This is a genomic window from Puia sp. P3, from assembly GCF_050632245.1.
In the GTDB taxonomy this organism is placed as follows: domain Bacteria; phylum Bacteroidota; class Bacteroidia; order Chitinophagales; family Chitinophagaceae; genus Puia.
Genome location: NZ_CP192583.1, coordinates 4,626,232 through 4,650,823 on the forward strand (window position 1 = coordinate 4,626,232; position 24,592 = coordinate 4,650,823).

The window sequence follows — 24,592 nt, forward strand, 5'->3', positions numbered from 1 at the left end:
TTTAGGAAATAAAAGAATCATTTCGACTGATCGTTTTTGCGCATAAATTCGAGGACATTCCGGGCGTCCTCATCGCTCAGATGCTGGTTGGGCATCCTGACCAGACATTCCTGCAACAGTGCCTGGGCATGCGGGTCCTTGTCGATCATCTCGTCCGTATTCGTAACGAAGTTCATGATCCACTCCGGCTTCCGCCTTTCCGTTACCCCAAGCCAACCCGGTCCGACAAGCTTTTCCGAATTCAGCTTGTGACAAGCCGAACACTTCAGCTCGTAGACCGCCTTCCCGCCCGCGGCAAGCTTGTCATCGGCCTTAGCGGAAAGATCGATATGAGCGAACTTTCCCGCTCCTTTCAGCGAATCATAGCCGGCAGCCGCGCTACCGCCTGCCCCCGCCGCGGGTGAGTTGCCATCCGCCGGCGTAGTAGTCCCCGCCCCCTTTTCTCCACTGTTATTAGAGCAGGCCCAGGTCAGTCCCAGCAGCGCTGCTACCAAAAGGTATCTTCTCATTTTTAAAAATTTTTGATGTTATATCAGGCACAAGATTACGATCGGCACAGAGGGAAAAATATGATCAGGATCATAAAAAAGCCCTGAATGATCACAATCATCCAACGCCTCTGTTGACCTCATTCCGCGACCTGATCTTTCTCAGGCATAAGGGTGACGGAGATCATACGCCAGCCTACGCCCGCTGTATAGTTTTGAGAATCAACAAATCAGATCAAATGTTCATGGCCATCGACCCCGACTTGCTGCGCCAAAAGGGCGCCATCCGCAAAAAGGCTGAAAAAGACAGGGTTATTTTTTACGAAGGGGACGAAGCCCATTTCTACTATCAGATAGTATCCGGTCGCGTCCGGATGGTCAATACCAGCGATACAGGAAAGGAATTCATTCAGGGGCTCTTTGGCCCGGGCGACTCGTTTGGCGAACCGGCGCTCCTGGCCGTCCAGCCCTATCCCGCAGCGGCAATAGCCGATGAAGACACCACCCTGCTTCGTCTCCCCGGAGCACCCTTCGTCCAACTGCTAAAAGAAAACCCGGAAATACACTTCTCCCTTACCTGCCGGCTGGCCGGTCGTCTTAGACAAAAATCGATCTTATCCAAAGAGATGTGCTGCAGCGAGCCCGCCGCCCTCATCGGAGGAGTACTGCGCCAGCACGCAGCAGGCTGCCCGCCGTCCGTCAACGGACGAATAAAGGTGATCCTCACCCGCCAGCAGATAGCCAACCTGACCGGCCTCCGTGTCGAGACCGTCATCCGCACCATCCGCAGCATGTATAGAAAAGGCGACGTCGTGCTGGAAAAAGGAAAAGTATATGTCTAAATACGCGAGACTATCCCTGCTCAACCTCTTCATCGTTTCCGCCCTGGGCGCCACCCTTCGCTATAAAGCGCTTTTTTCCCTGCCGTTTATAGACTACAAAAATTTGCTCAACGCCCATTCGCATTTCGCCTTCTCCGGATGGGTGACGTCAGCCCTTTTTGCGGGATTCATTCATATACTTTCGGCATCCGGCAAAAACCCCGCGGGCGTATATCGCTATCAATTCCGGCTCAACCAGATCGCCAGCTTCGGAATGCTCATCAGCTTTACCCTGCAGGGTTACGGCCCGGTATCGATCCTCTTCTCCGGCCTTTCCGTCGTATTCTCCTGGTGGTTTGCCATCCAATACCTCCGCGACTGCCGACATACGGACTGGCCTCCTGTAGTACGGAACGCCATCCGGCTATCATTCATATTTTTGATCCTTTCCACCGCAGGCCCGTTCCTCCTCGCATGGAGCAAGACCCATCCCGGCGGCGGCGCTGTCTTCTATTACAACGCCATCTATCTCTACCTCCACTTCCAGTACAATGGCTGGTTCACCTTCGGCGTCATCGCGCTCTACTTTTGGTCGGTACGTCACCGGCTAGAACCCCGGCAACAGCGACTCGCCGCCAGATTCCTCCAGCTCATGGGACTCGCCTGCATCCCCGCCTACTGCCTCTCCCTGTTGTGGATGACCCCACCGGACTGGGTCCGCCAGATTGCCGGCAGCGCCGCTCTGGTGCAGCTCGTAGCACTGTCATTTCTCTACTTCATCTCCTCCTCTCCAAAAGGCTTATGGCTATTCTCTTTTATCGCATTCTCCATCAAGTTGGTCCTCCAGGCAGCCTCCTCGATACCCGTCCTCGGTAATTTCGCCTTCGGTTACCGTCCCCTGGTCATCGCCTATCTCCACCTCGTCGTTCTCGGCTGTATCACTTTCGCGCTGCTAGCCTTCTTTCTCACCAACGGCCTGCTGCAGACATCATCAAAAATAGCCAGGACCAGCCTGACCACCTTTATCGCCGGCGTCATCGCCAACGAGATCATCCTTTTTCTCAAAGCCTCCTCGCATTCTCCGCAATAGCGTGGCCCGCGGCCCCTGGTTTTTGCTTGGCGCCGCAACACTAATGTCCGGCGGACTGATCCTGCTCGTCTGGAGCCATATCGGCGTACAGCTGCCCGGAAAATCATTGAGCCACGCGATCCGGTAACCCCGCCGTCCTATCAGACCGACAAATTCGCAAAACGCGCCGCGAAACTCCGCATTCCCAAACTCCACGTCATGAAAAAGCACTACGATATGCCCAGCCTCATAAGAGACCTGAGTATTCTCAACTCAAATAACCCCTTTAAGATCAAGATGGAGGATCTCGATAAAATTCTTATCCATCCGAACCTGCCCCCTGTCGGCCAGTTTTTTGAGCAGCCTCGAAACGACTTCCCTCGATGAATTCAGATCAGTGGCAATTTCGGTTATAGTCACCGGCAGCCGCCGTGTCTTTAAGGTATCCTGCTGTTTTTGCAGATAGAATAGGAGCCGCTCATCCATATGCCGGAAGGCAATATGATCGACCGTGACGAGCATTTCCTCGAACCGGGACCGGTATGACTCCAGCACGAAATGGTACCAGCCCTTATATTCCGTCATCCACTTGTCCATATATTCGAGGGGAACGCTGATGATTTCCGTATCTGTCATGGCCCGCGCCATGATCTGGCTGGTCTCCTGTTTGGTCGCGCAGATCATCGACAATGCGCAGGCCTGGCCAGGTCCCAGATAGTACATAAAGAACTCGCCCCCTCCTCGTCCTCCCGGAATATTTTCACCAACCCCTTGGTTACAATCGTCGTAGATCGGATGTTTTGACCGGTTTTCAGCAGCAATTCGCCGGAGGGGATCTCCCGTATCTCCGCCTTTTCGGCCATTTGCTTTACCAGAGGCTGCTCGAAGGAAGGGAAGAGCGTTGTCAATTGTTGTTCGTCGATCATGATCGGGTGGCTTACTTCTGACAAATGTAAGCACAACCGGAGCTAATACGAAAAAAGACAGCGCCTCCTGAAAGCTCAAACGAGCCTCACCCCGATGCGTGACTAAAGTCACGGCAATCCTCCTCCCCTCAAAATAACTTTGCGATCAAATGGAAAGAATGATAGTAATAACCAGAAAGGTGCTAACACGGATCTTGCACCCGGCAATTTTCGTTCTGTCCTTATCGTCATCGACAACGGCCCAGACTGCACCGGCGCCCCTGACGATAGGCGAAGCCGTTTCCGCCGCGCTATCCAATAACTCAACGCTGAAGATCGCTTCCCTCGAAGAGCAAGCTGCCGCCTCACGGTATAAAGAGACAGAGGCGGTACTCCTTCCGCAAGTGGGAATTTCCTATTCAGCCATGACGACAAACAATCCCCTAAACGCCTTTGGCTTCAAACTTCAGCAAAAGACGATAGAACAGGCGGATTTCGACCCCGCAAAACTCGATCATCCCGGTGCAACCCCGGATTTTATGACCTCACTGGACATCCGGCAGCCACTGCTCAATATGGATCGTCTATACCAGCGCAAAGGGGCGTACGCAGAAATGGAAGTCTATCGTCTCAGAACCCGGCGAACCAGTGAGGAGGTCGTATTCCAAACCCGCAAAGCCTACCTGCAATTGCAGCTGGCCAATCGCTCGCAAAAGGTAATGGAAGATGCACTCTTCACGGCATTGGCCCTTTATCACTATACCACCGATCGCGTCGGGCAGGGGATGCTCAGCCGATCCGACGCCCTGAATGTCCAGGTACAGGTGTCAGCGATGGAAAGTCGTCTCGCGGACACAAGGTCTCAGGTCCGGGACGCATCTGATTACCTTGGATTATTGATGGGCTGGCCCTCCGGGCTGATCTATTCCATTGACAGCAGCTCCGGCGACAACGGCATAGCTGACGTTAATCCAGCCACCGTTACCGCGTCCGGAGAGGTCCTGATTCCCGGAAACCGCGCAGACCTCGCCGCGATGCGCAAAGCCGTTGAAGGCTCCGACTGGATGCTCAGGTCCTCGAAGATGAGTGCGCTTCCCCGTGTCAACGCCTTCGGATCATACCAGTTCAACGATAGCCGCTTCCCCGGCTTCGGAACGGGCGCCTGGCTGGCGGGCATACGCCTCTCCTGGGACCTGTTCAAAGGTAATAGTGTCCGCAACCGGAATACAACCCTGTCACTGGAAAAGCAACGACTGAGTGAAGAATACGCCCTCTACAAAAAGCAAAGCATCATAGAGCTGAATTCCACCCTGCGGAAATTGACAGATGCGCAATTCAGGATCGGCCAGCAGCGAGCCGCCGTAGCCGCGGCAAAGGAATCCTACCGCATCCTTCATGACCGCTATGAACAAGGGCTCTCCGGCAGCACGGATATCCTGCTGGCACAAACGCAACTGTCGCAACAACAGCTGGCACTTTCCCAGGCGGTCTTCGATCAGGAGGTCACCCGGGCCTATCTCGATTATTTAACCTCAACATCAGCAAAATAAATTCGATCAGATGAGCAACTTATCTATTCCTCTTTTAGCAGTCATTGCATCTTCGCTTCTGCTGATCGCCGGTTGTTCGGGTAAAGAACCAGCAGGCGGAGAGAAGAAGGACAATCCTGTTACCGTGACCATTGCCCGGCCGTCTCAAAACAGCCCGGCGGGAATCACCGCCAGCGGACAGGTGGAAGCGGTTAATACCGCGTCGATCAGCACCCGTCTGCTGGGTACGATCACGCACATATACGTAAAGGTCGGCGATAAGGTCCGGCAGGGGCAGTTGCTTGCTACCATCAGCAGCGACGATATCGCAGCAAAAAAGGCGCAGGCAGACGCCCAGATCACCGCAGCAGAGGCTGACCTGGAAAACGCCCAAAAGGACCTGGGTCGGTACAAGGCCCTCTATAGCAGGCAAAGCGCAACCCAAAGTGAGCTGGACAATGTCACCCTCCGATATCAGTCCGCTCAATCCCGGCTGGAAGTTGCCCGGCAAGTGCGCAGGGAGGTCGACGCATCCGGGGCATATTCACGGCTGACGGCGCCTTTCGGAGGTGTCGTAACACAACAGCTGGCGGACGAAGGCAGTCTTGCAACACCCGGTATGCCGATCGTCACCCTGGAGCAGAACGACGGGCTTAGGGTGAATGCGACAATCGCAGAGTCGGACATTTTCCGCATCAGATCAGGCGATAAAGCAGAAATAAATATAAGATCAACCGGCCTTACAACGACGGGTTCGGTGTCCCAGATCAGTGTCTCCTCACTCGCAACCGGCGGACAATACATAGTGAAGATCGCTCTGCCGCGAGAGGCGCAAAAAACCTCTATTCCGGCATGTATGCCAATATCTTCATCCCTTTAAAACGGCCGGGCACCGGCGGGGCGGCAACCGGCGCCGCCAATGAGGGCGTCTGGGTGCCGGCAGCTGCGCTTGTCGGAGAGGATCAGCTTACGGGGATCTACACCGTCAGCAATATGCACACGGCACTCCTTCGATGGGTCCGCACCGGTAAAGGGCCGGAGACCTCGTGGAAATACTCTCCGGCCTCGGCGCAGACGAATCCTTTATCACCAGCTCATCCGGCAAATTATACAACGGTGTCCCGGTAATAGAAAAATAACGCTTACAAACGCACAATAAAATTCAAACACATGCAAGAAGGCATAGCCGGCAAAGTTGCAAAGGCGTTCGTTCAGTCGAAGTTGACGATCCTGCTCATGATCGCCTTTCTGCTCATCGGCGGATACAGTACCCTCCTTATTCCCCGCGAGGAAGAGCCCCAGATCCAGGTGCCTATCGCCGATATATTCGTCGGCTATCCAGGCGCCACTCCCCAGGAGGTGGAAAGCCGTATCAGCCAGCCCCTGGAAAAAATGGTCGCCAACATCAAAGGCGTCGAATATGTCTACTCCACTTCCATGCGCGGTCAGTCTATGCTGGTCGTCCAGTTCTATGTCGGTGAAGACGTCGAACGGAGTATGGTGAAGCTCTACAACGAACTGATGAAGAATATGGACAGGATGCCGCAGGGCGTTACCCTACCCCTCGTGAAGACCCGCGCCATCGATGATGTTCCGGCCCTGAGCCTTACGCTATGGAGCGAAAAGCAGAACGATTTCGACCTCAGGCAACTCGCCGAGGTAGTCACCAACGAAATAAAAAGATCCCCGACGTCGCCGAAGTCAATGTGATCGGCGGAAGGGGCCGTCAGGTCCGTGTCCTTTTGGACAAGTATAAAATGGCCGAATATCATCTCGATTTTGCCGGCATCGCCCGGCAGATCGCCGGCGCCAACGCCCAGCTGGAAGCCGGTGCGTTATTAGCGCAGGATACCGCTTTCCTTGTAGAAGCCGGAGACTTCCTCAAAGACGCGGGCGAGGTCGGCGGCCTGGTGGTGGGAATCAACAAACAGCAGCCCGTCTATCTCCGCCAGATCGCCCGCATACTCGACGGACCGGGCATCCCCTCCCAATATGCCTTCTTTGGTTATGGTAATTCGGACACACTCATTAACAGATGGCACTCCCTCTATCCGGCAGTAACCCTGGCCATTGCCAAGCGTAAAGGGGCCGACGCCATGCAGCTTTCCCAGCAGATCCTGCGCAAAACGGAGTATCTCAAAAGGCAGCTGATCCCCTCTGACGTCCAGCTCACCGCCACCCGCAACTATGGAGAAACGGCCTCGGAGAAGGTATCGGAACTGCTCTTCCACCTCTTCATCGCCGTTGTGGCCGTCACTGCCTTTGTCATGCTGGCCATGGGTTGGCGAGGGGGCTTGTCGTCTTCCTCAGCGTACCTGTGACATTCGCCCTTACTCTGTTCAGCTACTACCTCTTGCATTATACGCTGAACAGGATCACGCTTTTCGCCCTCGTCTTTATCACAGGTATAGTCGTCGACGATTCCATCATTATCGCGGAAAATATGCACCGGCATTTCAGGCTGAAGCGACTACCACCCCTGCAGGCCGCGATCTATGCCATCAATGAGGTCGGCAATCCCACCATCCTGGCCACATTTACCGTCATCGCGGCCGTACTGCCGATGGCATTTGTCTCCGGCCTGATGGGACCATACATGAGCCCGATGCCGATCGGCGCCTCCATCGCTATGCTTCTTTCACTGATCGTCGCCCTTACACTCACCCCCTATCTCGGCTATATTTTCCTAAGGGAAAAAGAAAAAAACATGCTCCTGAAGGTAAAAAGGCAACAGTGCCGGGAGAAACCCGGATTTACAGGATATACCGGTCGTTTATTGGTCCGTTACTCGACAGGCGCTGGAAGAGATACGCCTTCATGTTGAGTACCGCCCTGCTCCTGCTCGGCTCCCTCAGCCTGTTCTATACAAAGTCCGTTGCCGTGAAGATGCTGCCTTTTGATAATAAAAATGAGTTCCAGGTAGTCATCGATATGCCTGAAGGAACGACGCTGGAAAAGACCGCTGCCGTGACCCGGGACATCGCCACCTACATCGCCGGGCAGCCTCTTGTCACCAATTACCAGGGTACATCGGCACCTCCGGACCGATCAGCTTTAATGGTCTGGTAAGACACTATGACCTCCGCCGGGGAGACAATGTCGCCGATATCCAGATCAACCTGGTCGGGAAGGGCGACCGGAAGCAACAAAGTCACCAGATAGCAAAAGAGATGCGTCCGGGCATTCAGGCGATCGCCGCCCGGTACAATGCAAATGTCAAGGTCGTCGAAGTCCCTCCCGGCCCACCCGTCCTATCGACCCTCGTAGCGGAGATCTATGGGCCGGACTACAACCAACAAATAGAGGTCGCCCGCCAGGTGAAAACGCTCATGGCCAAAACCCCCGACGTAGTGGACGTCGATTGGATGGTGGAGGATGACCAGCCTGACTACCGGTTCACCGTTGACCGTGAAAAGGCCATCCGCTATGGCGTGGCGCCGGCCCAGGTCGTCGCCGCGGTCCGGGGAGCCTTGTCGGGCATGCCGGCCGGCACGCTGCATGTACCCGCCTCCTTCCAGCCTGTAAGCATCGAACTGCAGCTCGCCGATGCGGACAAAGCCTCTATAGCCGACCTTGGCAATCTGACGGTCATCAACCAACAGGGCAATCCGGTTCGGGTGGGCGATGTCGTCGCCATCAGCCGGGGAATCGCGCCCAAAGCCATTTATCGAAAGAATCAAAAAAGAGTCGTCTATGTGCTGGCTGATATGGCGGGCCGGCTGGAAAGCCCTTCCTATGCCATGATGAGCATCTCGGACAGCCTGAGATCCGTACGGCTACCCGCGGGCTATGCCCTGAAGGAAGAATACACCCGCCAGCCGGAATACGAAGATAATTTCTCGCTGAAATGGGATGGTGAATGGCAGATCACATTCGAAGTATTCCGCGATCTGGGCATTGCTTTTGCCGTAGTGCTGATCGTCATCTACATGCTTATCGTTGGCTGGTTCCAGAACTTCATCGTGCCCCTGGTTATGCTGGCCGCAATACCGCTTTCACTTATCGGCATCGTTGTCGGTCACTGGATGCTTGGCGCCTTCTTTACCGCCACGTCCATGATCGGCTTTATTGCGCTGGCGGGTGTCATGGTCCGCAACTCGGTACTGCTTATAGATTTTATCGACATTCGGCTAAAAGACGGCATTCCCCTCAACCAGGCGATCATTGAGGCCGGGGCCGTTCGCACCACGCCGATCCTGCTGACCGCAGGCGCCGTTGTGCTGGGCGCTGTTATCATCCTCTTCGACCCCATCTTCCAGGGCCTTGCCATCGCGCTCATGGGCGGCACCATCACCTCCACGTTCCTGACCTTGCTGGTAGTCCCCCTATTGTATCATAAAATGTTGAAGAAAAAATATGCCCAAAAAGCAAACCCGCAAACATGAAATTATTACCCGTCGAATCAACAAATCAAATAACAAATATAAATAGCCATGAAAGAGATAATCGTCCGGGCTGTCGCCGGCAGCCTTATACTAATCAGCCTGCTGCTTGCCATCTATGTTAGTCCAAAATGGCTGTGGCTCACCGGCTTTGTCGGCCTTAACCTGCTGCAATCATCGTTCACCCGTTTCTGCCCGCTGGAGAAGATACTGGAACGCTTAAGGATAGGAAGTCCTGCCGGCGATCAGCCTGCTGGCAAAGCCACATTTATGAAATACTATTTTAATAAAAAAATAACCGGCAGTTTTGAAGAAGCCGTGCAGAAAGTCACTGAAGGTCTGAGTAGGGAAGGGTTTGGTGTGCTGACTGAAATTGACATCAAAGCGACTATGAAGAAGAAACTTGGGGAGGATTTCTACAATTATAAAATATTGGGCGCCTGCAATCCTCCCTATGCGCACAAGGCGCTATTGGCGGAAGACAAGATCGGCACAATGTTACCTTGCAATGTGATCGTCCAGGAAAAAGAATCCGGGAAGGTGGAGGTGTCGGCGATCAATCCGATGGCTTCCATGCAATCCGTCCCAAACGACGCGCTGCAACCAATCGCGAAGGAAATTTCGAATAGACTGAAAAAGGTAATAGACGAGTTATAGGATATCGCCGATACTCCATTCAACCCGGCGGTCAGAATGTACGCCAAAGGCCCTTGCTTCCTGGCCGGATCGCACATCCGCCTATCCAGTCCCTGCAGCCCGAGGTTATTTGGAACTTGACCGCAGACGGGGAAGAAGTCGACTTGGCTTTAAGAGTTCATCTGCCGATCTACATTGAAGGGCTTATTGATACCAGAGATCCCCTCACCCATAAAACTCCCCAATATACCCCCCAATTTCCCCCACCAGTCCCTTCGGCTGCCCTTCCCCATCCCTCTCCTTCCATCCATTATCGCCGCAACACAAATACGCAAAAAACTTCCCGTCCAGCACGACCCGGAAAAAGATCGGCATTCCATTCTTCCCCTTTTCCTCCGAAGGCGTAATCTCGCCCTCATAATGTTTCCCCTCAAAGTCCATTGACAGCCTAAACGTATTTTCACTATCCATATAAAAGTTTTAATGATCCCGCAAACCCTTCTTACCCTTGCCCTTCTTCGCAAACAACTCCCTCGCCCTCTTCAAACCCGTCGCAATCGCCACCCCCTCCGGCGCACCATGCAGCAATAACTCATTGGCGATCTCCGTCGCCTTATTCCTCAGTTCCACCGGCTGATTCTTATACGACGGCGGATAGTCTCCATTATACCAGGGCATAACACTATGGTTTACCATAAATCTTAAAACATCGTGCCACGACACCAAAACTTCCCGATCTCTTAGCAATTTTGGAAAAACCCAACACCATACAACACCCCGGGCAACAATTTCAGAAGATTTTCACTCGCCCTGGATTCTCATTATTATATCAGCACCTATCTTTGTGGTTCATCCCATTGATCAAACATCGAATGCGCCCGACCATCAAAAGACTGCGGTTAACAACTTCGGTGTCGATCCTGACGCTGGCAGCCTTTTTGCTCCTCGGTTTCTGTCCCCTGCGCAATGCATTGGTCCGGCAATTCGGTGGCTCGCCCGAAAAAGCCGGCAAGCCGCTACCTGAGTACCGGAAAATAACCTCTGCCAGTCAATGCGAGCCCCCTTGCTTCCTGAAATCGATTCCATCGACCGAACGGGTGGACCATTTGCCATCCTTCCCCCTACGGGCAGCGTTGGCTCTTCACCTGCAATCCCTACCCCACGCGTATCCTTTAGCTTCGCATACCCCATACATTCCGGACGCAGACAGGCCCGGGTCCCCCTTTATCTCCGCAACCGCGTGCTCAGGATATGATTCTGTCTTCACCCACCGGTTGAACGCCGGTCACCACCGTGACCGGGAATTTTTATCTAAAAGACAGATGACAATGAACACATTATTCTCTATTGCCGGAAAAAATTGCCGGCAGCTCGCTCCTTTATTGCTGCGCCTGGCAATGGGCTTCGGATTTATGGCTCATGGCTGGGCCAAACTCAGCAGAGGCCCGGAAAGCTTCGCCAAATTATTATCTCTGTTGCACGTCCCGGCGCCCCACCTCATGGCATGGCTTACCACCGCGACCGAACTGCTAGGCGGATTCGCACTGCTGATCGGCGCGTTTGTGGGAATTACCGCCATTCCACTGATCGCGACGATGCTGGTCGCTATGTTCACGATCCATATTCATTTTGGGTATAGTACCATAAGAACCATCGGCCTGACTCCGGAAGGACCGGTATTTGGCCCGCCCGGCTATGAGATCAACCTGCTCTACATCGCGGGTCTACTCTCTCTGATCCTGACAGGGGCAGGCAGGTTTTCCGTGGACGGCCTGCTCGGAAAGAACAGACGAATTTGAGCCTTCTGTAAAACGCTGCTCTTCTAAGGTGCCCCCGGAAAGAAAGACGGTTTTGGGGGCATTTTTTTGCCCACGACATCAATTACTATAACGTCACATTCTTTACCATGAATCTCCGCTTAGTCGATCGGCCCGATGGTTGGACCTGGACTGCCAGCATAAATAGTAAAATAGAATGAACTGCCCTTCCCCGCAACGGATTCGACCCAGATAGTACCGCCATGGATTTCTACTATTTTTTTGCAATGCGCAAGGCCGATACCGGAACCCTGGTAAACCGATCTGGGATGTAATCGCCTGAATATGTCGAATATCCTTTCAAAGTCTTTTTCCTCGATCCCGATACCGTTATCCTCAAAACAGAACTGCCAGAACGGATCCTTCTGTACGGCGGTGATCTTTATCTCCGGCAAAACATCTTTTTTTACGAATTTCAGGGAATTGCTGATCAGATTCTGGAACAGCAATTTTAGTTCCGTAGGATAGCCGGAAACCATCGGGAGATCATCATACGAAATGGTTGCCTTTGACTCTGCGATCACTTGTCCAAGATCGGTCAGCACATGCCTGAGAAGGGTGTCGCAGTCGGCGTTTTGCACCTGGCGGCTTTTTCCTATCCTCGAATATTCAAGAAGGTCTCTTACCCGGACCCTCATCCTTTCGGAGGACTCAAACACCAGGTCCAATGCTCTGTTGGCCCTGTCATCCAATTTCCCCTCGTTATGTCCTTTAAGGAATTGTATGAACCCCGAAATGGTTCTAAGGGGCTCCTGAAGGTCATGAGAAACCAAAAAGCAAATTGCTCCAGTTCCATATTCGACGCAGTGAGGGCCGCTGCCTGTTCTTTGAGCGTCAGGTTTAGTTCCTGCAGCCCGGCCTCCGCTTTTTTTCGGCGGGTGATATCCCTGATAAACGCGCAAAAGAACTTCTCTTCGTTCTGGATAAGAGAGGCCACCGTCATTTCTATCGGGAAATTAGAGCCGTCCCGGCTTAGCGCGGAGGTCTCGAAGAACTTCCCCAGTATGGGCCCATTGCCGGTCAGCATAAATTGCCTCATGCCTTCCAAATGCAGCGGCCGGTAGGGTTCCGGAATGATGAGGTCCGTAATAGCCCTGCCCATAGCCTCGGTCTTCGTCCAGCCGAATATCCTCTCAGCCTGCGGGTTCCACTCCGTTATTCGGCTTTGGTCGTCAATGCAGATGATCGCATCGAGCGCCGCATCGATGATCAGCTGCGTTTTCTCATAGCTGTTTTTCAGCGCCTGCTCATTCTTCTTCTGCTGGGTGATCTCGTTGAAAAAGACAGAAATGCCATCGGGAGAAGGATAGATATCGCTTTCGAACCATCGATTGGAGTACGCCGAATAGTCTACAGAATGCACATAACGCTGTTCGGCAAGAGCTCTATGGTAAACATTGTACAGGGCGCTCTCTCCCTGAGGAAATTCCTCCCATACATTTCGGCCCGTCAGTCGTTCCGTCGATGTGTTCAGGACTGTTGCTGCTCTGTTATTTATATAAGTGCATCGCCATTCCCTGTCGAGAGCTATGAATGGCACCGTTACCCGTTCGAAGACCTTCGCCAGTTCGGCCGTCTTTCGCCTTACCTGCTCCTCCAGGTCTTCAGTAAGCGCTTTGAGGCGGCTTTCGGCCTTTTTTGCTCGGTGACGTCCCGCGCAATGGCAAAGATCCTTTCCACGCCTAGTGTCTTGTCGGAATAAAAACTCGCATTCAGCAGAACATCGATGTCTCCACCCCGACAATGACGGAGTTTTAAAGGATAATTCCGGACCGGGCCTTCGTTTATCACATGGCTACGAATTTCATCTGCCTTTTCCGGTTCGGAAAAATAATTCCGGAAATCAGTACCGACCAGACGGCTTATGGGAAGTCCCGTGATCTCTCCAAGTGCCGCATTGGCATCGGTGATCCAGCCATTCCTGTCGATGGTAAAAAAGGGGTCGACACTCGCCTCGAATAAATTGCGCGTAAAGGACAGGAACGCCTCGTAGTTGGTCAGGGCTTTTGAAAATAATAGATAAACACGGTGATAACCCCCAGCGCTGCAAAATAACTGATCACTTCAACCACCGAATAGGGTTGACGAACAAGGTGGACTGTATGTAGCAGAACGACCAGTATCGAGGCAGAATAAAGATAAATTATCCAGCGCAACGCGTTGCCCTCTGAAATAAAGAAGACAAAAACAAGATATACCAATGGCCAGAGGTACCCCGTGTTTTGCCATCCGCCCGTGGCAAATAGCCCCATGACGACGCCAAGCCCCGCGCCAAGAAAGATGCTTGTCGCCCGGTCAAAATTTCCGGTTCGCGCGAGATAAAAATAATTGCTGAGAAACACCAAAAACGCCGCTAAGTGCAGGAGGCTAAGAAAAACACTGGGAGAGACGGAATGGAAGATCCATGTAAAGGCTGTACAATAGATGAGTCCAACCAGGGTGTAAGTATTGAATACGATTCGGTTAGGCCGGACACCAAAATTCCCCTGCATGAACGATTGCTTCATTGTCAAAACTTGTTAATAGGATGTGAAGCGCAGGTTGCAAGGGGGACACGGAAAGAACATTTTCTAACGGTACGTTGGATAGGCAAAATAAAGCTAAGGTTATTTTCGGGGATATTCAAATTTCGGGATCGGCCCGCCGGATCAGCGGCAATTTACCGTCAGTTCACCGCAACGTTATTGCAGCGAAGGCGGCGTGACATTTTTCCTGCGCATCCCCGATCCTCCCCCTCCCGCTCATTCAAGGATATTCCGCAAATGAAAACGCACGAAATGCTCCATCGAATCCGTCCGGTTATAGCCGCTCCCATATCCCATCGGCTTGATCAGATACCCCGATACGCCGAGCCTGTCCGTAGCATCCCGATCCCACTTTTCCCCCGAGGTCGTCATCACAACGACCCGGATATCCTTCAGCCGGTCCTCACCGCGCATTGCCGACAAGAATTCCAACCCATTCATCCGCGGCATATTAAGGTCCAGCAGAACAACATCGGGCAGCTGTTTCATTGCCGCCTTCTCGCCGTTCCCCCGCAGAATATCCAGCGCTTCGACGCCGTTGAACGCCGTATACAACTCATAAGGCATCCCAAGTTTCCCCAGCGACCGCCGCACGCTCATTACATCCAGCTCGTCGTCCTCCACCAGTAAAATTCTTTTGCTTTCCATTACATATTTTTTGGCCACGTAAAAACAAACTTTGCCCCTTCCCCGGCTGTTGAGACTACCCAAATCCGCCCACCCCGCTCCTCCACGATCTTTTTGACGATCGAAAGACCGATCCCCGTACTTTCCTTGTCCTCCTTTTCCCGCAGCGTCTGGAACAACCCGAATATACGCTCTTGAAACTCCACGGGGATCCCCGGGCCATTGTCGCTTACCGAAAATTCATAATGGTCGCCCCGGTCCGATCCGCCGACAACGATCTCCGTCGTACCCGCCGGCCCATATTTCACGGCATTGCCGATCAGGTTGCTCAACACCCGGTGCAGCGCAAGCCTTTCGGTAAGAATGACCGGCAGCCTGTCGATCCGGACCATAGATCCGGCAGTCACGATAAGATCAGTTATCTCGCCCACGAGAGCAGCGACATCCACAGCTTCTTTTGCCGCACCCCCCGGCCGGCCCTGGCATACTCCAGCATCCCATCGATCAGCGCTACCATTCGGTTCACCCTGTCGGGAATAAAGTCGAGGTATTTTCGCACGGTGGGACTCATCTCCGCCGAGTGATCCTCTTCGATCCACTGGACAACATTGGAGATTCCCCGCACCGGCGCTTTCAGATCGTGCGAGACCACATAGGCGAACTGATTTAGCTCCTGGTTCTTCTTCTCCAACTCGCCGATCGTATGACTCAGCTTGTCCGACATTACATTCAAAGACTCGGCCAGGCTGCTCAGTTCATCCCGCTTCACGTCGCTGACCCGGCCAAAATCTCCCCGCGAGATCCGCTCTGCCAGGCTGACCAGCGGACCGATCCGTTTTGAGATATTCCTGACGAGGACCATCGCAATGCCGATACCCACAAACACAAGCAACAGACTAAACAGCAGCGAATAGCGGTCCGTTCGCTCAATCGCCTCCGACTGCTCCTTCCTGCGCAGATCCCGTTGCCGGTATTCGGCCACATTAAAAGACCGGAACAGCGCGGAGACTTGACGGTTATACTCCCGGTCAGGCAACATCCGCCCGACCGAAATACCCGACCTCCGCATTTTTATAACGCTGTCCGCATAGGCCGCCCAGCGCCCGTGCACCAAAAGGATCGAATCCAACACCCCCGCTGATAGGGCAACGATACCATCGCCCGAACCCCTTCCACCCGCCGCGGGATAGCGCTGCGCCCCTCGTTAAATGGCTTCAGCAATTCCCGGTCGCCCGTCAATAGAAAACCGCGAAAGGAGCTTTCCATTTCAATCATCCCTTTGTTCACATCGTCGGATTGACGAATAACCAGCTCCGACCGGTTCAGGAATTCCGAGACGGTCTTTACCCTCAACGTCAGCATATAATTCGCAACGGAATCGAGCAGATCGATCGATATAGCGATCAGAAATCCCAAAAAGATTTGCGTGGCCAATTTCATGCCCGGAATATACGGCTTCTCACAAATCCGGCGGAACCTCCGGACCTTAAACCCCCTCATTCTAATCCGATTTTAACCGTCTTCTAATGTGATTCCTTCTTTTATCTATCAGACCTCAAAACAATTCCATCTGCCCTCCCCCCACTCCCTCCGCCGGCAACCCCGCCGCTCCCTCAAAATTACTCACCGTGATCCCCAGCAGCCGCACCTTCTTATCCTCCAACCCCGACCCCACCAATAGCTCTATCGACGTCAGCAGGATCACCTCCAACTCATCCGTCCCCCGGGCAAAAGACTTACTCCTCGTAATCTGTCTAAAATCCGCATATTTGATCTTCACCGTGATCGTTCTCCCCTTTAATTTATTCCTCACCAACCGCCCCACCACCGTCCCCGCGATCTTTTCCAACGCCGGCCTCATTTCCTCCAAAGTAGTAAGATCAAAAGGAAACGTATCCTCCGCCGCCAGCGACTTGATCTCCCGATCCGGCTGCACCGGCCGCTCGTCGATCCCCTCGCGATCTGATAATAAAAATGACCCACCTTCCCAAAATGCCGCACCAGCTCCGCCTCCTCCTTCTTCTTCAGATCCGCCCCAGTCAGTAGACCCAGACTCCTCATCTTCGCCGCCGTCACCTTTCCAACCCCAAAGAACTTCTCCACCGGCAACGCCTCCATAAACGCCTCAACACGCGAAGGCCCGATGAACGTCTGCCCATCCGGCTTATTCATATCACTCGCGATCTTCGCCAGAAATTTATTGATGGATATCCCCGCCGAAGCCGTCAACCCTAACTCCTCGCGGATCGCCCCCGTATCGCCGTCGCTATATCGATCGCCGACCCGATCCCGAGCTTATCGAAACTAACATCCAAAAACGCCTCATCCAGCGACAAAGGCTCGATCAGATCGGTATAGCGGGAAAAGATCGCCCTGATCTGCCCCGACACCTGCTTATACACATCGAACCTCGGATATATAAAGATCACCTGCGGACACAGCTCCAACGCCTTCTTCGACGTCATGGCGCTGCGAACCCCGAATTTCCTCGCCTCATAACTCGCCGTAGCCACCACACCACCGCGGCCCTCCGGCGATCCACCGACAACGATAGGCTTCCCCCGGTACTCCGGATGATCCCGCTGCTCGATCGACGCATAAAAGGCATCCATATCGATATGAATGATCTTCCGCTGCATGCGCGGCAAATCTACCTATTATTAACCCATTACCATCTCCTCCGCTTCTCTGCACACGGCAAACCACGCCGGCAAAAAAGAAATTCCCTGCAGTATAACGACATCGGCACTTCACAACTTATTTCCAACCAACTCATTGCCAATTTCCTCATCCTCAAGCCTTCGACGACGACCGACCAAAATGAACGCACTTGCATGATATTTGCTGCATTTACCTGCCATCCCGGCCACGGCGAAACACTACCTATCCCTTCTTTTATGCACGACCTGCTCGAGGCATATACGTCGGTGCGGCGACAGCCAAATAACCTCCATCTGGAAGATATATCGCTGTTTGCTCATGAATTCTCCAAAGAGATCCCGGATTCGCACTTCAAGGAAATCGATAACGCCTTTGTACTGGGCGATACGGTGTTGACAATTCGGCCCTTTAAGTTTTACGAGCAGGATACGCAAATGGCCAAACGCAAGGCCCGCAAATACCTGAAACAACTCCCGCTGCTATTCACCCGCCCACTCCGGATTAAAAAGGCCTTGTGGATTACAGACGACAAGTCGGACAACTATTTCCACTGGCTGACGGATTGCCTCACCCGGCTGCTGGCAATGGAGCCATTCCTGACTCCTGACACCGTGCTGCTACTCCCGGGCAAACTGGAAAGACTCTCCTTTGTGGGGGACTCCCTTTCAGCATTCGGCATTTCGGTGGTATACTACGACCCCGCTCGTGCTGTATTGGTGGACACCCTGATCCTGCCGACCCACATCGCGCCCGCCGGCAATTACCACTCCGGTATCATCGGTCAGGTTCGGGAGCGCCTGAGCCGGCCCGCCATACCCGCTGGCAGGAACATCTATGTAAGCCGCAGGAACGCGGCACGCCGGACGATCAGCAACGAGGAGGAGGTTCGCCAAACAATGGAGGCAAACGGCTTCGAGACTCACTATTTCGAGAATTACAGCTTTGGCGACCAGACCAGCATCATGTCGCAAACCCGCCATCTGGCAGGACTACATGGCGCAGGCCTTGCCAATATGATCTTTATGCCGCCAGGCGGCGCAGTACTGGAGTTGCGCATCCGGAATGACCACCGCAACAATTGTTATTTTTCACTGGCTTCCGAAATGGGGCATGACTATTATTACCTGCTCAATAACGCCGAAGGGCAGCGCACCCTCACATCGATCGTCACCGTCGACGTGCAACAGCTAAAAGAAACCCTCATTTCAATAACGACCCGATGAGGGCAACACCCATCGACCGCACTAAAAAGGATCTCCCAATGGTCATCCGGACCCCTAACAATATTTCACTTTTTGCGGAGATCCGGAGCCCTGTCAAAATTGGCCAGACAACTATCCAGCGGCTGCCCCTTCTCATAGATGCAGTCGCAGAACGCCTGACACGCCGCCGGATTCTTGCTGGAAGCGCACTGATTCCTGCACTCCGCCTCTTCATTTCCCGGCACCAGCTCAAACAGGTAGAACGTCCCAAAGATGATAATGGCCACCACCGCAAATACACCGCCAAAAAACACAAGACGAAGACGCCTGCCCAAAGGCCTGGACACCACAGCTGCCGTCGCCTTCGGTCGTTTAAAAGACAATACAGGCTTCAGACGATCATAGTCCCACACCAAAAGGAATAAACACGCCAGCCAGGCCATCGTGTTCATCCGCGTGCCGTCAAATCTGACGGCGTAAGTCAGGACGCAAATATTGGTAATGATCGGAAAATATAGCAGCGCACCCAGCAGCGCAGTACGCGGGATCAGCAACAAAATAGCCGTAACGACCTGCACCCACCCAAGAAAATTATAGTAGTACCCCGTCAGCAGCAGTGCGTCGAAATAATGCCCAAGCGGATTGTTATGCGGCAACCCCTCGGCAAACCGCTGGCTCAAAATTTTTACGATCCCCGTCGGGATAAAACTGACCGCAAGCGCGATACGGCAAAAGACGGCAAATCCTTTGAACCATTTGTCGGACTTTGCCTCGTGATAGATTTCTTCGAATTTGCTCATATGCTCTGGGTAAAAATTGGGATACGAGCAAAGATAATCCAACAACTTTGTATTTCAAAGTACTTTTTAATTTCTAAAAAAACCTAAAGATCCAGCTGTATCTCACTCCGCGGCACCGAACAACAGATCAATATATTCCCTCCCGCGGGCCGGTCCAGCGGCGGCGTAACATATTCTGTCTCCCCCCGAGAACAACGTCGTCTCACAACGATGACAAACCCCCACCCGGCACGACCAGCTGACCGGCACATCACAGGCCTCCGCCGCCTCCAGCAACGAACCCCACCGCGAATCCCACGGACAACTGATCCCGCTTTTAGCGAACACGACCATCGGCCCACTCCCGCTGCCAGCCACATGCGGAGCCCCCTGACACCGGCAGACCCATCCGCACCAAACGCCTCCTGCCGGATCGCAGCCTCCGCCACCCCCAGCGACAACAAAGCCGCCCGACACCCCGCCATAAACCCCGACGGCCCGCACAAATAATAATCCCCATCCACCGGCAGACCCAGCTGCCGCAACCCTTCAAGCGTCGGTCTCCCCGCACCGTTATAATCCAACCCAACCACATCCCCTGGCTGCGGCCTCGTAAAAAGCGTATATTCAAAAAAATGCCCCAGCCCTTCCGACAACCTTCGAACCTCGGCCCGGAATGGATAATGCTCCTTATCCTGCGTCGTGTAAACCCACCACACCACCCGATCCTTAGCCGCGGCATACAACATCGCCAGCAATGGAGTAATCCCAATACCCGCTCCCATCAGTACCAGCGGCCGGTCCCCCGACACAAGCATAAATCCACCTCTCGGCGCCGACACCTCCAGCACACCACCCACCACAAGCCGGTGCAGATAACCACTCCCCACCCCGTCTACTTCCTCCTTCACCGCAATCCTATAGTATTTCCCACCGACCGGCCCGCACAACGAATACATCCGGACAGCCCCCACACCCCCGTCTGGGATCCGCACCACAATATGCTGTCCCGCTACATAGGCCGGCAAATCCCCACCGTCGGCAGAACGCAGCGTAAAAGCCAACACACCGGCACTCTCCACACTAACCGCATCTACCACGAACCGCCGAAACCCCTGCCACGCCACAACTATCGCCGAAGGCTCCAACCCCGCATTCCCCGATACCACACCCGACACCGCCGCATCATACAAAGCCTGCAGCGACCCCCTCCACCCCGCACTCAACACCCCCACATCCAGCGCCACCCGCAGCCGGTCCGCCGGATGTGCATTCGAATACAACAGCCCATCCACCTCCGCAACGGTCATCTGACCATTTCCGCCCGCCACCTTGACGATCTCATCCCCCACCCCGATCTCGCCCTCAACGATCACCCGGAAATAAAAACCCGGCCGCTTATGACTCACCAGCAACGACGGCATCTCCCGCACACCCGTACTCAACGCCACCTTATAACAGGTCACCCGCGGCTGCGTCACCTCGAACACCACCGTCCCGATCTGATACCGGTCCCCAATACACACTTCTGCATCCGCCAACCCCTCCACCGTCAGGTTCTCCCCGAACTGGCCATAATGAAGATCGCTCCGCCCAAGCACCGTCGACCAGTACTCATAAGACTCCTTCTGATACACAAACACCGCCCGGTGCTCACCCCCATGCGCCATCAGGTCGGACTGGCCGTCCCCATCGATATTCAGCCTCGCCACACGCCGCCTCCCCGCCACAGGCTCCTTGAAGATGGACGTCAATACCCTGCGACCCTGCCAGTCGACCTCCTTCGGTAACGATACATTGATGGAAAGGACTTTCATATAAAAACCACGAACAATAAGCGTACCCACCCTAAAACATTGAAGATCATCAACAGGCCACCGTTCACCCCCACGAGATCACGATAAATCACGAAATTGCCTGCGACCGGCCGCGATTCCTCGCCATCGAAGACTGGGCGTAACGACTAATCATCGTCATAAATATCCCGCGCCTGCGCTACCTGCAACCGGTACCGCTCGAAGATCCGCGCCTTGGATATAAATCCGGCAAACCTCGCGTCTTCGTCCGTCACCGGCAGATAGTCGGCCCTGGTCCGATCGAACTGCTCCAGCACCGCCTTCATCGGCGTTCCGACCCGCAGCACCGCAGAAGGCTGCCGCATGATATCTTTCAGTAACGTCTTATCGTGCAGCTCATGCTCGAACAACATCCCGCGTATATCGTTCAGGGCGATAACCCCGGCAAGGCGATGCCCCGCATCCACCACCGCAAACACGGGTTTGTCCACCAGGGCGATATGCCGGACCAGGTCCTTCAGCGAATCCGCCGGTTGAAACACCTCATGGTCCCGCTCCGTAAGGTTGTCCAGACTCAGCATCGAAAGGATATTCTGCTCCCGGCGATGCGTGAAGATCTCCCCCGACAACGCCAGCTGTTTCGTCTCCATATAATAAGGCTCGAAACCCTTCACGATAAAATAGGCGATCGACGCAACGATCATCAGCGGCACGATCAACCCATACCCGTTCGTGATCTCCGCGATCAGAAAGATCGCCGTCAGCGGACAATACATCACCCCGCTCAATATCCCAGCCATACCCACCAGCGTAAAATTACTCTCGGGAAGATGCAGCCAACCGGTCGCATTGCCAAGCCGGGAAAAAAGAAACCCCAGTACCCCCGACAAATACCGACGGCGCAAAATTACCCCCGTTTCCCCCGCGCCGATCGTGATCGCCGCCGTCACCGGTTTTAGAAAAAGGATACAACCCGTAAACACCAACAACGGTAAATTGGGCGGCAGATTCCGAAGCCAGTCCGCGGCAGGAAGGATGCGCCCTGCCTTATCCTCCGCCAGCAGCTTCACACTCTCATATCCCTCTCCATATAGCGGCGCAAAAAGAAGAAAGAACCCCGCCAGCAGCAGCCCCCCGCCAGAGCCCGCATATAAGGACTGACCTTCCAGTGATGCAGCCGCCTGTCAACCCCCCGGAACGCCTTCGCATAATACAGCGACAAAAACCCCGCTCCCACTCCCATCAGCACATACATCGGTACATTCTTATAATCGAAGTTCTCCTTCAGCGCAAAATTGAACAAACTCGACTCCCCCAGAAAGACCTTTGAACACAACACCCCCACCACCGCCGCGATGATCAGCGGCACAAAATAGCTCACCACCGTTTCCGCCAGCAGCACCTCGATCGCAAACATCACTCCCGCAATAGGAGCACTATATACCGCCGCGATACCCGCAGCCGCTCCGCACGCGATCATCAGCGTCCGCTCCGAATAACTCAGCAACCCCAGCTTGGCAACCGTCGACCCCAGCGAAGACCCGGTAGCCACGATCGGCGACTCCAGCCCTGCGGACCCGCCGGAACCCACGGTCAGCGCACTCGTAATAAAATGGATATAATTGTTCCTCGGCGGGATGAACGAAGACTTCCCCGCGATCGACTTCAGCACCATCGCGATCCCCTTGTCGATATGCCCCCGGAAGAACCGCTGGATGATCCAGGTCGTCAGCAGCAACCCCGCCGCCGGGCACAGCAGAAACAGATACTCCCTGCCGCTGAAATGCTGAACCAGTTTCTCCACCTGCTGCACCGAACGCTTCAGCAGGACGGCCATCAGCCCGGACACCAGCCCCGTCAGAGCCGCCGTAATGACGATATACTGAACTTTGGAAATACGGGTCCTGAGGAAATGGACCCCATTGTGATAACCCCGGACGATCTGTCGTTTTAAAAGCCTGATCCACTGGCGCATGTGCAAATATACCAAAAGATACCGGCAGGCCGGCCCGAAATCCGCCCCATAACCCCGCCCCCGGACATTAGAATAGCATTAGAGATCTACCGCCTCACTTCCAATCCCGCCACCCCGCGGTCAACCCAATCACCCCGGCCAACCCAGTCTCCCCGCGGTCAACCCAACCTCACCCACCGGCCTTCTCCAAAAACAACACCGACAAATACCCCACGATCGCCTCCAGCTGTACCACATCGGTCGGCTTGACCAAATACTTCTTCGCCCCATTCTTCATACACTCATCCGCATGAGCCGGATTCCCCGAAGTAGACAACACTACCTTCGAAATAACATCATACCTCGCGTCACGGTGCAGCAGCTCCAGGAACTGCGCCCCGTTCAAAGTCGGCAGTTGATAGTCCGTGACCAGCAATACGGGCATATCCTTCGCATCGCGCGACTCCAAAAACCCGAAAGCCTCCTGGCTATCGAAAAAAGAATGAATAGGCACTTCCAAATGCCTCTGACGAAACATCTCCGCAAGCATTTCAGCATCATCAGGGTCGTCGTCAACAACAACAACATAAGGTTTCATGGTCATGAACACTTTATAATTTCCTCTCACGAATATTTCGCTACCTCGATCAACCGCCGGACATCGTTCACGATGATCTTTCGCCCCCTCGTCGCCAGGATCCCCTCCTCCTTGAATTCCGATATGATCCGGACCACATTCTCCCTCGCCGTACCCACCAGACTGGCCAGATCGTCACGGCTCATATTGATCTCCACCGGATCATCAGGCCCCCGTCCTTCTTATATTTCTCCCGCACGACGATCAGCTGCAGCGCCAGCCTCTCCCGGACAGGCCTGCGCGCACACAAGGTAAGACTGTTCGCCAATACACAGAACTCATGACTCAGCGTTTTCAGCAATCTCCTGCTCAGCAACGCCGAATGCTCCAGCGTATTCATAAAATCATCCCTCGGAATAAAGGAGATGACGCTATCCTCCAGCACCGCCGCCGAATCCATATAATGGTCCCCCGACAACACCGCGTGGAAACCCAGCAAGTCGCCCGAGTTAGCCACATAAATGATCTGCTCGCCCCCGTCCAGGTCGACCTTGTACTTCTTCACCTTCCCGCTCACCACATAGTAAATCCCCGCCGCATACGCCTCCTCCCTGAATATAACCTCCCCCTTCTTATAGTGGCTCGTCTTCTTCCGCTGCATCAGCATCGCCAGATCGCCTTCAGGCAGATCGGCAAGGATCGACTCGCTCTCAAAATCCCATTTGTTGATGGGAAACAGACCTTTTATACTCATCCTTCCTGGTTCAAGTTTACAAAATTGACTTTTATCACTTTTTACAGTGACAAGGATCACCGTCTGTAGT

The 24,592-nt window shown here is 54.0% G+C and carries 32 protein-coding genes and 4 pseudogenes; 12 read left to right on the forward strand and 24 right to left on the reverse strand.

Features of this window, described 5'->3' with window-relative positions:
• Positions 1 to 17: 17 nt before the first annotated feature.
• Positions 18 to 509: a c-type cytochrome gene (locus ACQ86N_RS28800; protein WP_431210055.1), complete on the reverse strand. Its 492-nt coding sequence runs from the start codon at positions 507 to 509 to the stop codon at positions 18 to 20.
• Between the two features lie 218 nt (positions 510 to 727).
• Between ACQ86N_RS28800 and ACQ86N_RS28805 the strand changes: the two genes are divergently transcribed.
• Both ACQ86N_RS28805 and ACQ86N_RS28810 read left to right on the forward strand, forming a co-directional pair.
• Positions 728 to 1,330: a Crp/Fnr family transcriptional regulator gene (locus tag ACQ86N_RS28805; RefSeq protein WP_431210056.1), complete on the forward strand. Its 603-nt coding sequence runs from the start codon at positions 728 to 730 to the stop codon at positions 1,328 to 1,330.
• On the forward strand, positions 1,323 to 2,399 hold the full coding sequence (locus ACQ86N_RS28810; RefSeq protein WP_431210057.1) for a hypothetical protein: 1,077 nt from the start codon (positions 1,323 to 1,325) through the stop codon (positions 2,397 to 2,399). The genes ACQ86N_RS28805 and ACQ86N_RS28810 overlap by 8 nt, the downstream gene beginning before the upstream one ends.
• Before the next feature lie 252 nt (positions 2,400 to 2,651).
• On the opposite strand, the gene ACQ86N_RS28815 is transcribed toward ACQ86N_RS28810, so the two are convergent.
• Positions 2,652 to 3,101 carry a Crp/Fnr family transcriptional regulator gene (locus tag ACQ86N_RS28815; protein ID WP_431210058.1) on the reverse strand — a complete coding sequence of 150 codons (450 nt, stop codon included), beginning with the start codon at positions 3,099 to 3,101 and terminating at the stop codon, positions 2,652 to 2,654.
• Entirely contained in the window at positions 3,059 to 3,304 is a 246-nt protein-coding gene (locus ACQ86N_RS28820; protein WP_431210059.1) for a hypothetical protein, read from the reverse strand. The genes ACQ86N_RS28815 and ACQ86N_RS28820 overlap by 43 nt, the downstream gene beginning before the upstream one ends.
• Before the next feature lie 179 nt (positions 3,305 to 3,483).
• Between ACQ86N_RS28820 and ACQ86N_RS28825 the strand changes: the two genes are divergently transcribed.
• From ACQ86N_RS28825 to ACQ86N_RS28860, 8 genes and pseudogenes are all read left to right on the forward strand, one after another.
• Positions 3,484 to 4,833 (forward strand): TolC family protein, encoded by a 1,350-nt coding sequence (locus tag ACQ86N_RS28825; RefSeq protein ID WP_431210060.1) that lies wholly within the window; start codon positions 3,484 to 3,486, stop codon positions 4,831 to 4,833.
• Between the two features lie 10 nt (positions 4,834 to 4,843).
• Positions 4,844 to 5,692: an efflux RND transporter periplasmic adaptor subunit gene (locus ACQ86N_RS28830; protein WP_431210061.1), complete on the forward strand. Its 849-nt coding sequence runs from the start codon at positions 4,844 to 4,846 to the stop codon at positions 5,690 to 5,692.
• Positions 5,665 to 5,940, forward strand: coding sequence for a hypothetical protein (locus ACQ86N_RS28835; protein ID WP_431210062.1), 276 nt, complete (start codon positions 5,665 to 5,667; stop codon positions 5,938 to 5,940). Before ACQ86N_RS28830 ends, ACQ86N_RS28835 begins: the two co-directional genes overlap by 28 nt.
• Before the next feature lie 108 nt (positions 5,941 to 6,048).
• Positions 6,049 to 7,133, forward strand: a pseudogene (locus tag ACQ86N_RS28840) (efflux RND transporter permease subunit).
• On the forward strand, positions 7,130 to 7,636 hold the full coding sequence (locus ACQ86N_RS28845) for an efflux RND transporter permease subunit (protein ID WP_431210063.1): 507 nt from the start codon (positions 7,130 to 7,132) through the stop codon (positions 7,634 to 7,636). Before ACQ86N_RS28840 ends, ACQ86N_RS28845 begins: the two are co-directional and overlap by 4 nt.
• Positions 7,630 to 7,881: a hypothetical protein gene (locus ACQ86N_RS28850; protein ID WP_431210064.1), complete on the forward strand. Its 252-nt coding sequence runs from the start codon at positions 7,630 to 7,632 to the stop codon at positions 7,879 to 7,881. Before ACQ86N_RS28845 ends, ACQ86N_RS28850 begins: the two co-directional genes overlap by 7 nt.
• Before the next feature lie 50 nt (positions 7,882 to 7,931).
• Positions 7,932 to 9,197 (forward strand): efflux RND transporter permease subunit, encoded by a 1,266-nt coding sequence (locus tag ACQ86N_RS28855; RefSeq protein ID WP_431217641.1) that lies wholly within the window; start codon positions 7,932 to 7,934, stop codon positions 9,195 to 9,197.
• 48 nt (positions 9,198 to 9,245) lie between these two features.
• Complete coding sequence (locus ACQ86N_RS28860) at positions 9,246 to 9,851, forward strand: DUF302 domain-containing protein (protein WP_431210065.1); 606 nt, start codon at positions 9,246 to 9,248, stop codon at positions 9,849 to 9,851.
• A gap of 204 nt (positions 9,852 to 10,055) precedes the next feature.
• On the opposite strand, the gene ACQ86N_RS28865 is transcribed toward ACQ86N_RS28860, so the two are convergent.
• Together ACQ86N_RS28865 and ACQ86N_RS28870 are read right to left on the reverse strand one after the other, a co-directional pair.
• Entirely contained in the window at positions 10,056 to 10,271 is a 216-nt protein-coding gene (locus ACQ86N_RS28865) for a hypothetical protein (protein WP_431210066.1), read from the reverse strand.
• A gap of 39 nt (positions 10,272 to 10,310) precedes the next feature.
• On the reverse strand, positions 10,311 to 10,508 hold the full coding sequence (locus ACQ86N_RS28870) for a hypothetical protein (RefSeq protein WP_431210067.1): 198 nt from the start codon (positions 10,506 to 10,508) through the stop codon (positions 10,311 to 10,313).
• 650 nt (positions 10,509 to 11,158) lie between these two features.
• On the opposite strand from ACQ86N_RS28870, the gene ACQ86N_RS28875 reads away from it, so the two are divergent.
• Positions 11,159 to 11,629 carry a DoxX family protein gene (locus tag ACQ86N_RS28875; RefSeq protein WP_431210068.1) on the forward strand — a complete coding sequence of 157 codons (471 nt, stop codon included), beginning with the start codon at positions 11,159 to 11,161 and terminating at the stop codon, positions 11,627 to 11,629.
• A 119-nt stretch (positions 11,630 to 11,748) separates the two neighbouring features.
• On the opposite strand, the gene ACQ86N_RS28880 is transcribed toward ACQ86N_RS28875, so the two are convergent.
• From ACQ86N_RS28880 to ACQ86N_RS28935, 12 genes and pseudogenes are all read right to left on the reverse strand, one after another.
• On the reverse strand, positions 11,749 to 12,228 hold the full coding sequence (locus tag ACQ86N_RS28880) for a sensor histidine kinase (RefSeq protein WP_431217642.1): 480 nt from the start codon (positions 12,226 to 12,228) through the stop codon (positions 11,749 to 11,751).
• Between the two features lie 72 nt (positions 12,229 to 12,300).
• Positions 12,301 to 12,549, reverse strand: a pseudogene (locus tag ACQ86N_RS28885) (hypothetical protein); the annotation flags it as partial.
• Positions 12,516 to 13,247, reverse strand: a pseudogene (locus tag ACQ86N_RS28890) (PAS domain-containing protein); the annotation flags it as partial. The pseudogenes ACQ86N_RS28890 and ACQ86N_RS28885, both read right to left, overlap by 34 nt.
• On the reverse strand, positions 13,232 to 13,648 hold the full coding sequence (locus tag ACQ86N_RS28895) for a PAS domain S-box protein (RefSeq protein ID WP_431217643.1): 417 nt from the start codon (positions 13,646 to 13,648) through the stop codon (positions 13,232 to 13,234). The gene ACQ86N_RS28895 and the pseudogene ACQ86N_RS28890, both read right to left, overlap by 16 nt.
• Complete coding sequence (locus tag ACQ86N_RS28900; RefSeq protein WP_431210069.1) at positions 13,645 to 14,154, reverse strand: hypothetical protein; 510 nt, start codon at positions 14,152 to 14,154, stop codon at positions 13,645 to 13,647. Before ACQ86N_RS28900 ends, ACQ86N_RS28895 begins: the two co-directional genes overlap by 4 nt.
• 234 nt (positions 14,155 to 14,388) lie before the next feature.
• Positions 14,389 to 14,820, reverse strand: a complete 432-nt coding sequence (locus ACQ86N_RS28905) for a response regulator (RefSeq protein WP_431210070.1) — start codon at positions 14,818 to 14,820, stop codon at positions 14,389 to 14,391.
• Entirely contained in the window at positions 14,820 to 15,248 is a 429-nt protein-coding gene (locus tag ACQ86N_RS28910; RefSeq protein WP_431210071.1) for a sensor histidine kinase, read from the reverse strand. The genes ACQ86N_RS28905 and ACQ86N_RS28910 overlap by 1 nt, the downstream gene beginning before the upstream one ends.
• Positions 15,218 to 15,928 (reverse strand): histidine kinase dimerization/phospho-acceptor domain-containing protein, encoded by a 711-nt coding sequence (locus tag ACQ86N_RS28915; protein WP_431210072.1) that lies wholly within the window; start codon positions 15,926 to 15,928, stop codon positions 15,218 to 15,220. The genes ACQ86N_RS28910 and ACQ86N_RS28915 overlap by 31 nt, the downstream gene beginning before the upstream one ends.
• Positions 15,871 to 16,299: a CHASE3 domain-containing protein gene (locus tag ACQ86N_RS28920; protein WP_431210073.1), complete on the reverse strand. Its 429-nt coding sequence runs from the start codon at positions 16,297 to 16,299 to the stop codon at positions 15,871 to 15,873. Before ACQ86N_RS28920 ends, ACQ86N_RS28915 begins: the two co-directional genes overlap by 58 nt.
• Positions 16,300 to 16,354: 55 nt before the next feature.
• The gene (locus ACQ86N_RS28925) at positions 16,355 to 16,660 is read right to left on the reverse strand and encodes a hypothetical protein (protein ID WP_431210074.1); all 306 of its coding nucleotides are present in this window, start codon (positions 16,658 to 16,660) and stop codon (positions 16,355 to 16,357) included.
• Positions 16,657 to 17,028, reverse strand: coding sequence for a hypothetical protein (locus ACQ86N_RS28930; protein WP_431210075.1), 372 nt, complete (start codon positions 17,026 to 17,028; stop codon positions 16,657 to 16,659). The genes ACQ86N_RS28925 and ACQ86N_RS28930 overlap by 4 nt, the downstream gene beginning before the upstream one ends.
• A gap of 2 nt (positions 17,029 to 17,030) precedes the next feature.
• Entirely contained in the window at positions 17,031 to 17,438 is a 408-nt protein-coding gene (locus ACQ86N_RS28935) for a hypothetical protein (RefSeq protein WP_431210076.1), read from the reverse strand.
• Here ACQ86N_RS28935 and ACQ86N_RS28940 point away from each other — a divergent pair.
• Positions 17,418 to 18,683, forward strand: coding sequence for a glycosyltransferase family 61 protein (locus ACQ86N_RS28940; protein WP_431210077.1), 1,266 nt, complete (start codon positions 17,418 to 17,420; stop codon positions 18,681 to 18,683). The genes ACQ86N_RS28935 and ACQ86N_RS28940 overlap by 21 nt on opposite strands.
• Before the next feature lie 65 nt (positions 18,684 to 18,748).
• Here ACQ86N_RS28940 and ACQ86N_RS28945 read toward each other — a convergent pair whose 3' ends face one another.
• The 7 genes and pseudogenes from ACQ86N_RS28945 to ACQ86N_RS28975 form a co-directional block, all read right to left on the reverse strand.
• Positions 18,749 to 19,462 carry a hypothetical protein gene (locus ACQ86N_RS28945; RefSeq protein ID WP_431210078.1) on the reverse strand — a complete coding sequence of 238 codons (714 nt, stop codon included), beginning with the start codon at positions 19,460 to 19,462 and terminating at the stop codon, positions 18,749 to 18,751.
• Between the two features lie 83 nt (positions 19,463 to 19,545).
• Positions 19,546 to 21,288, reverse strand: a complete 1,743-nt coding sequence (locus ACQ86N_RS28950; protein ID WP_431210079.1) for an MOSC domain-containing protein — start codon at positions 21,286 to 21,288, stop codon at positions 19,546 to 19,548.
• A gap of 116 nt (positions 21,289 to 21,404) precedes the next feature.
• Positions 21,405 to 21,941 (reverse strand): CBS domain-containing protein, encoded by a 537-nt coding sequence (locus tag ACQ86N_RS28955; RefSeq protein WP_431217644.1) that lies wholly within the window; start codon positions 21,939 to 21,941, stop codon positions 21,405 to 21,407.
• A gap of 27 nt (positions 21,942 to 21,968) precedes the next feature.
• Positions 21,969 to 23,212 (reverse strand): annotated as a pseudogene (locus ACQ86N_RS28960) (chloride channel protein); the annotation flags it as partial.
• 169 nt (positions 23,213 to 23,381) lie between these two features.
• Positions 23,382 to 23,789: a response regulator gene (locus ACQ86N_RS28965; RefSeq protein ID WP_431210080.1), complete on the reverse strand. Its 408-nt coding sequence runs from the start codon at positions 23,787 to 23,789 to the stop codon at positions 23,382 to 23,384.
• Between the two features lie 26 nt (positions 23,790 to 23,815).
• On the reverse strand, positions 23,816 to 23,974 hold the full coding sequence (locus ACQ86N_RS28970; RefSeq protein ID WP_431210081.1) for a helix-turn-helix domain-containing protein: 159 nt from the start codon (positions 23,972 to 23,974) through the stop codon (positions 23,816 to 23,818).
• A complete protein-coding gene (locus ACQ86N_RS28975; protein WP_431210082.1) occupies positions 23,971 to 24,522 on the reverse strand; it encodes a Crp/Fnr family transcriptional regulator in 552 nt (183 codons plus the stop codon). Before ACQ86N_RS28975 ends, ACQ86N_RS28970 begins: the two co-directional genes overlap by 4 nt.
• Positions 24,523 to 24,592: the final 70 nt, after the last annotated feature.

Coding starts and splice junctions, on each gene's coding strand:
- ACQ86N_RS28860 (WP_431210065.1), top strand. CDS start 9,246: ATGAAAGAGATAATCGTCCGGGCTGTCGCCGGCAGCCTTATACTAATC.
- ACQ86N_RS28875 (WP_431210068.1), top strand. CDS start 11,159: ATGAACACATTATTCTCTATTGCCGGAAAAAATTGCCGGCAGCTCGCT.
- ACQ86N_RS28805 (WP_431210056.1), top strand. CDS start 728: ATGTTCATGGCCATCGACCCCGACTTGCTGCGCCAAAAGGGCGCCATC.
- ACQ86N_RS28955 (WP_431217644.1), bottom strand. CDS start 21,941: ATGATCGTTGCGTCGATCGCCTATTTTATCGTGAAGGGTTTCGAGCCT.
- ACQ86N_RS28835 (WP_431210062.1), top strand. CDS start 5,665: ATGTATGCCAATATCTTCATCCCTTTAAAACGGCCGGGCACCGGCGGG.
- ACQ86N_RS28905 (WP_431210070.1), bottom strand. CDS start 14,820: ATGGAAAGCAAAAGAATTTTACTGGTGGAGGACGACGAGCTGGATGTA.
- ACQ86N_RS28940 (WP_431210077.1), top strand. CDS start 17,418: ATGAATGATCTTCCGCTGCATGCGCGGCAAATCTACCTATTATTAACC.
- ACQ86N_RS28815 (WP_431210058.1), bottom strand. CDS start 3,101: ATGTACTATCTGGGACCTGGCCAGGCCTGCGCATTGTCGATGATCTGC.
- ACQ86N_RS28850 (WP_431210064.1), top strand. CDS start 7,630: ATGTTGAGTACCGCCCTGCTCCTGCTCGGCTCCCTCAGCCTGTTCTAT.
- ACQ86N_RS28870 (WP_431210067.1), bottom strand. CDS start 10,508: ATGCCCTGGTATAATGGAGACTATCCGCCGTCGTATAAGAATCAGCCG.
- ACQ86N_RS28925 (WP_431210074.1), bottom strand. CDS start 16,660: ATGAGGCCGGCGTTGGAAAAGATCGCGGGGACGGTGGTGGGGCGGTTG.
- ACQ86N_RS28810 (WP_431210057.1), top strand. CDS start 1,323: ATGTCTAAATACGCGAGACTATCCCTGCTCAACCTCTTCATCGTTTCC.
- ACQ86N_RS28975 (WP_431210082.1), bottom strand. CDS start 24,522: ATGAGTATAAAAGGTCTGTTTCCCATCAACAAATGGGATTTTGAGAGC.
- ACQ86N_RS28830 (WP_431210061.1), top strand. CDS start 4,844: ATGAGCAACTTATCTATTCCTCTTTTAGCAGTCATTGCATCTTCGCTT.
- ACQ86N_RS28820 (WP_431210059.1), bottom strand. CDS start 3,304: ATGATCGACGAACAACAATTGACAACGCTCTTCCCTTCCTTCGAGCAG.
- ACQ86N_RS28800 (WP_431210055.1), bottom strand. CDS start 509: ATGAGAAGATACCTTTTGGTAGCAGCGCTGCTGGGACTGACCTGGGCC.
- ACQ86N_RS28935 (WP_431210076.1), bottom strand. CDS start 17,438: ATGCAGCGGAAGATCATTCATATCGATATGGATGCCTTTTATGCGTCG.
- ACQ86N_RS28965 (WP_431210080.1), bottom strand. CDS start 23,789: ATGAAACCTTATGTTGTTGTTGTTGACGACGACCCTGATGATGCTGAA.
- ACQ86N_RS28970 (WP_431210081.1), bottom strand. CDS start 23,974: ATGAGCCGTGACGATCTGGCCAGTCTGGTGGGTACGGCGAGGGAGAAT.
- ACQ86N_RS28945 (WP_431210078.1), bottom strand. CDS start 19,462: ATGAGCAAATTCGAAGAAATCTATCACGAGGCAAAGTCCGACAAATGG.
- ACQ86N_RS28900 (WP_431210069.1), bottom strand. CDS start 14,154: ATGAAGCAATCGTTCATGCAGGGGAATTTTGGTGTCCGGCCTAACCGA.
- ACQ86N_RS28920 (WP_431210073.1), bottom strand. CDS start 16,299: ATGAGGGGGTTTAAGGTCCGGAGGTTCCGCCGGATTTGTGAGAAGCCG.
- ACQ86N_RS28865 (WP_431210066.1), bottom strand. CDS start 10,271: ATGGACTTTGAGGGGAAACATTATGAGGGCGAGATTACGCCTTCGGAG.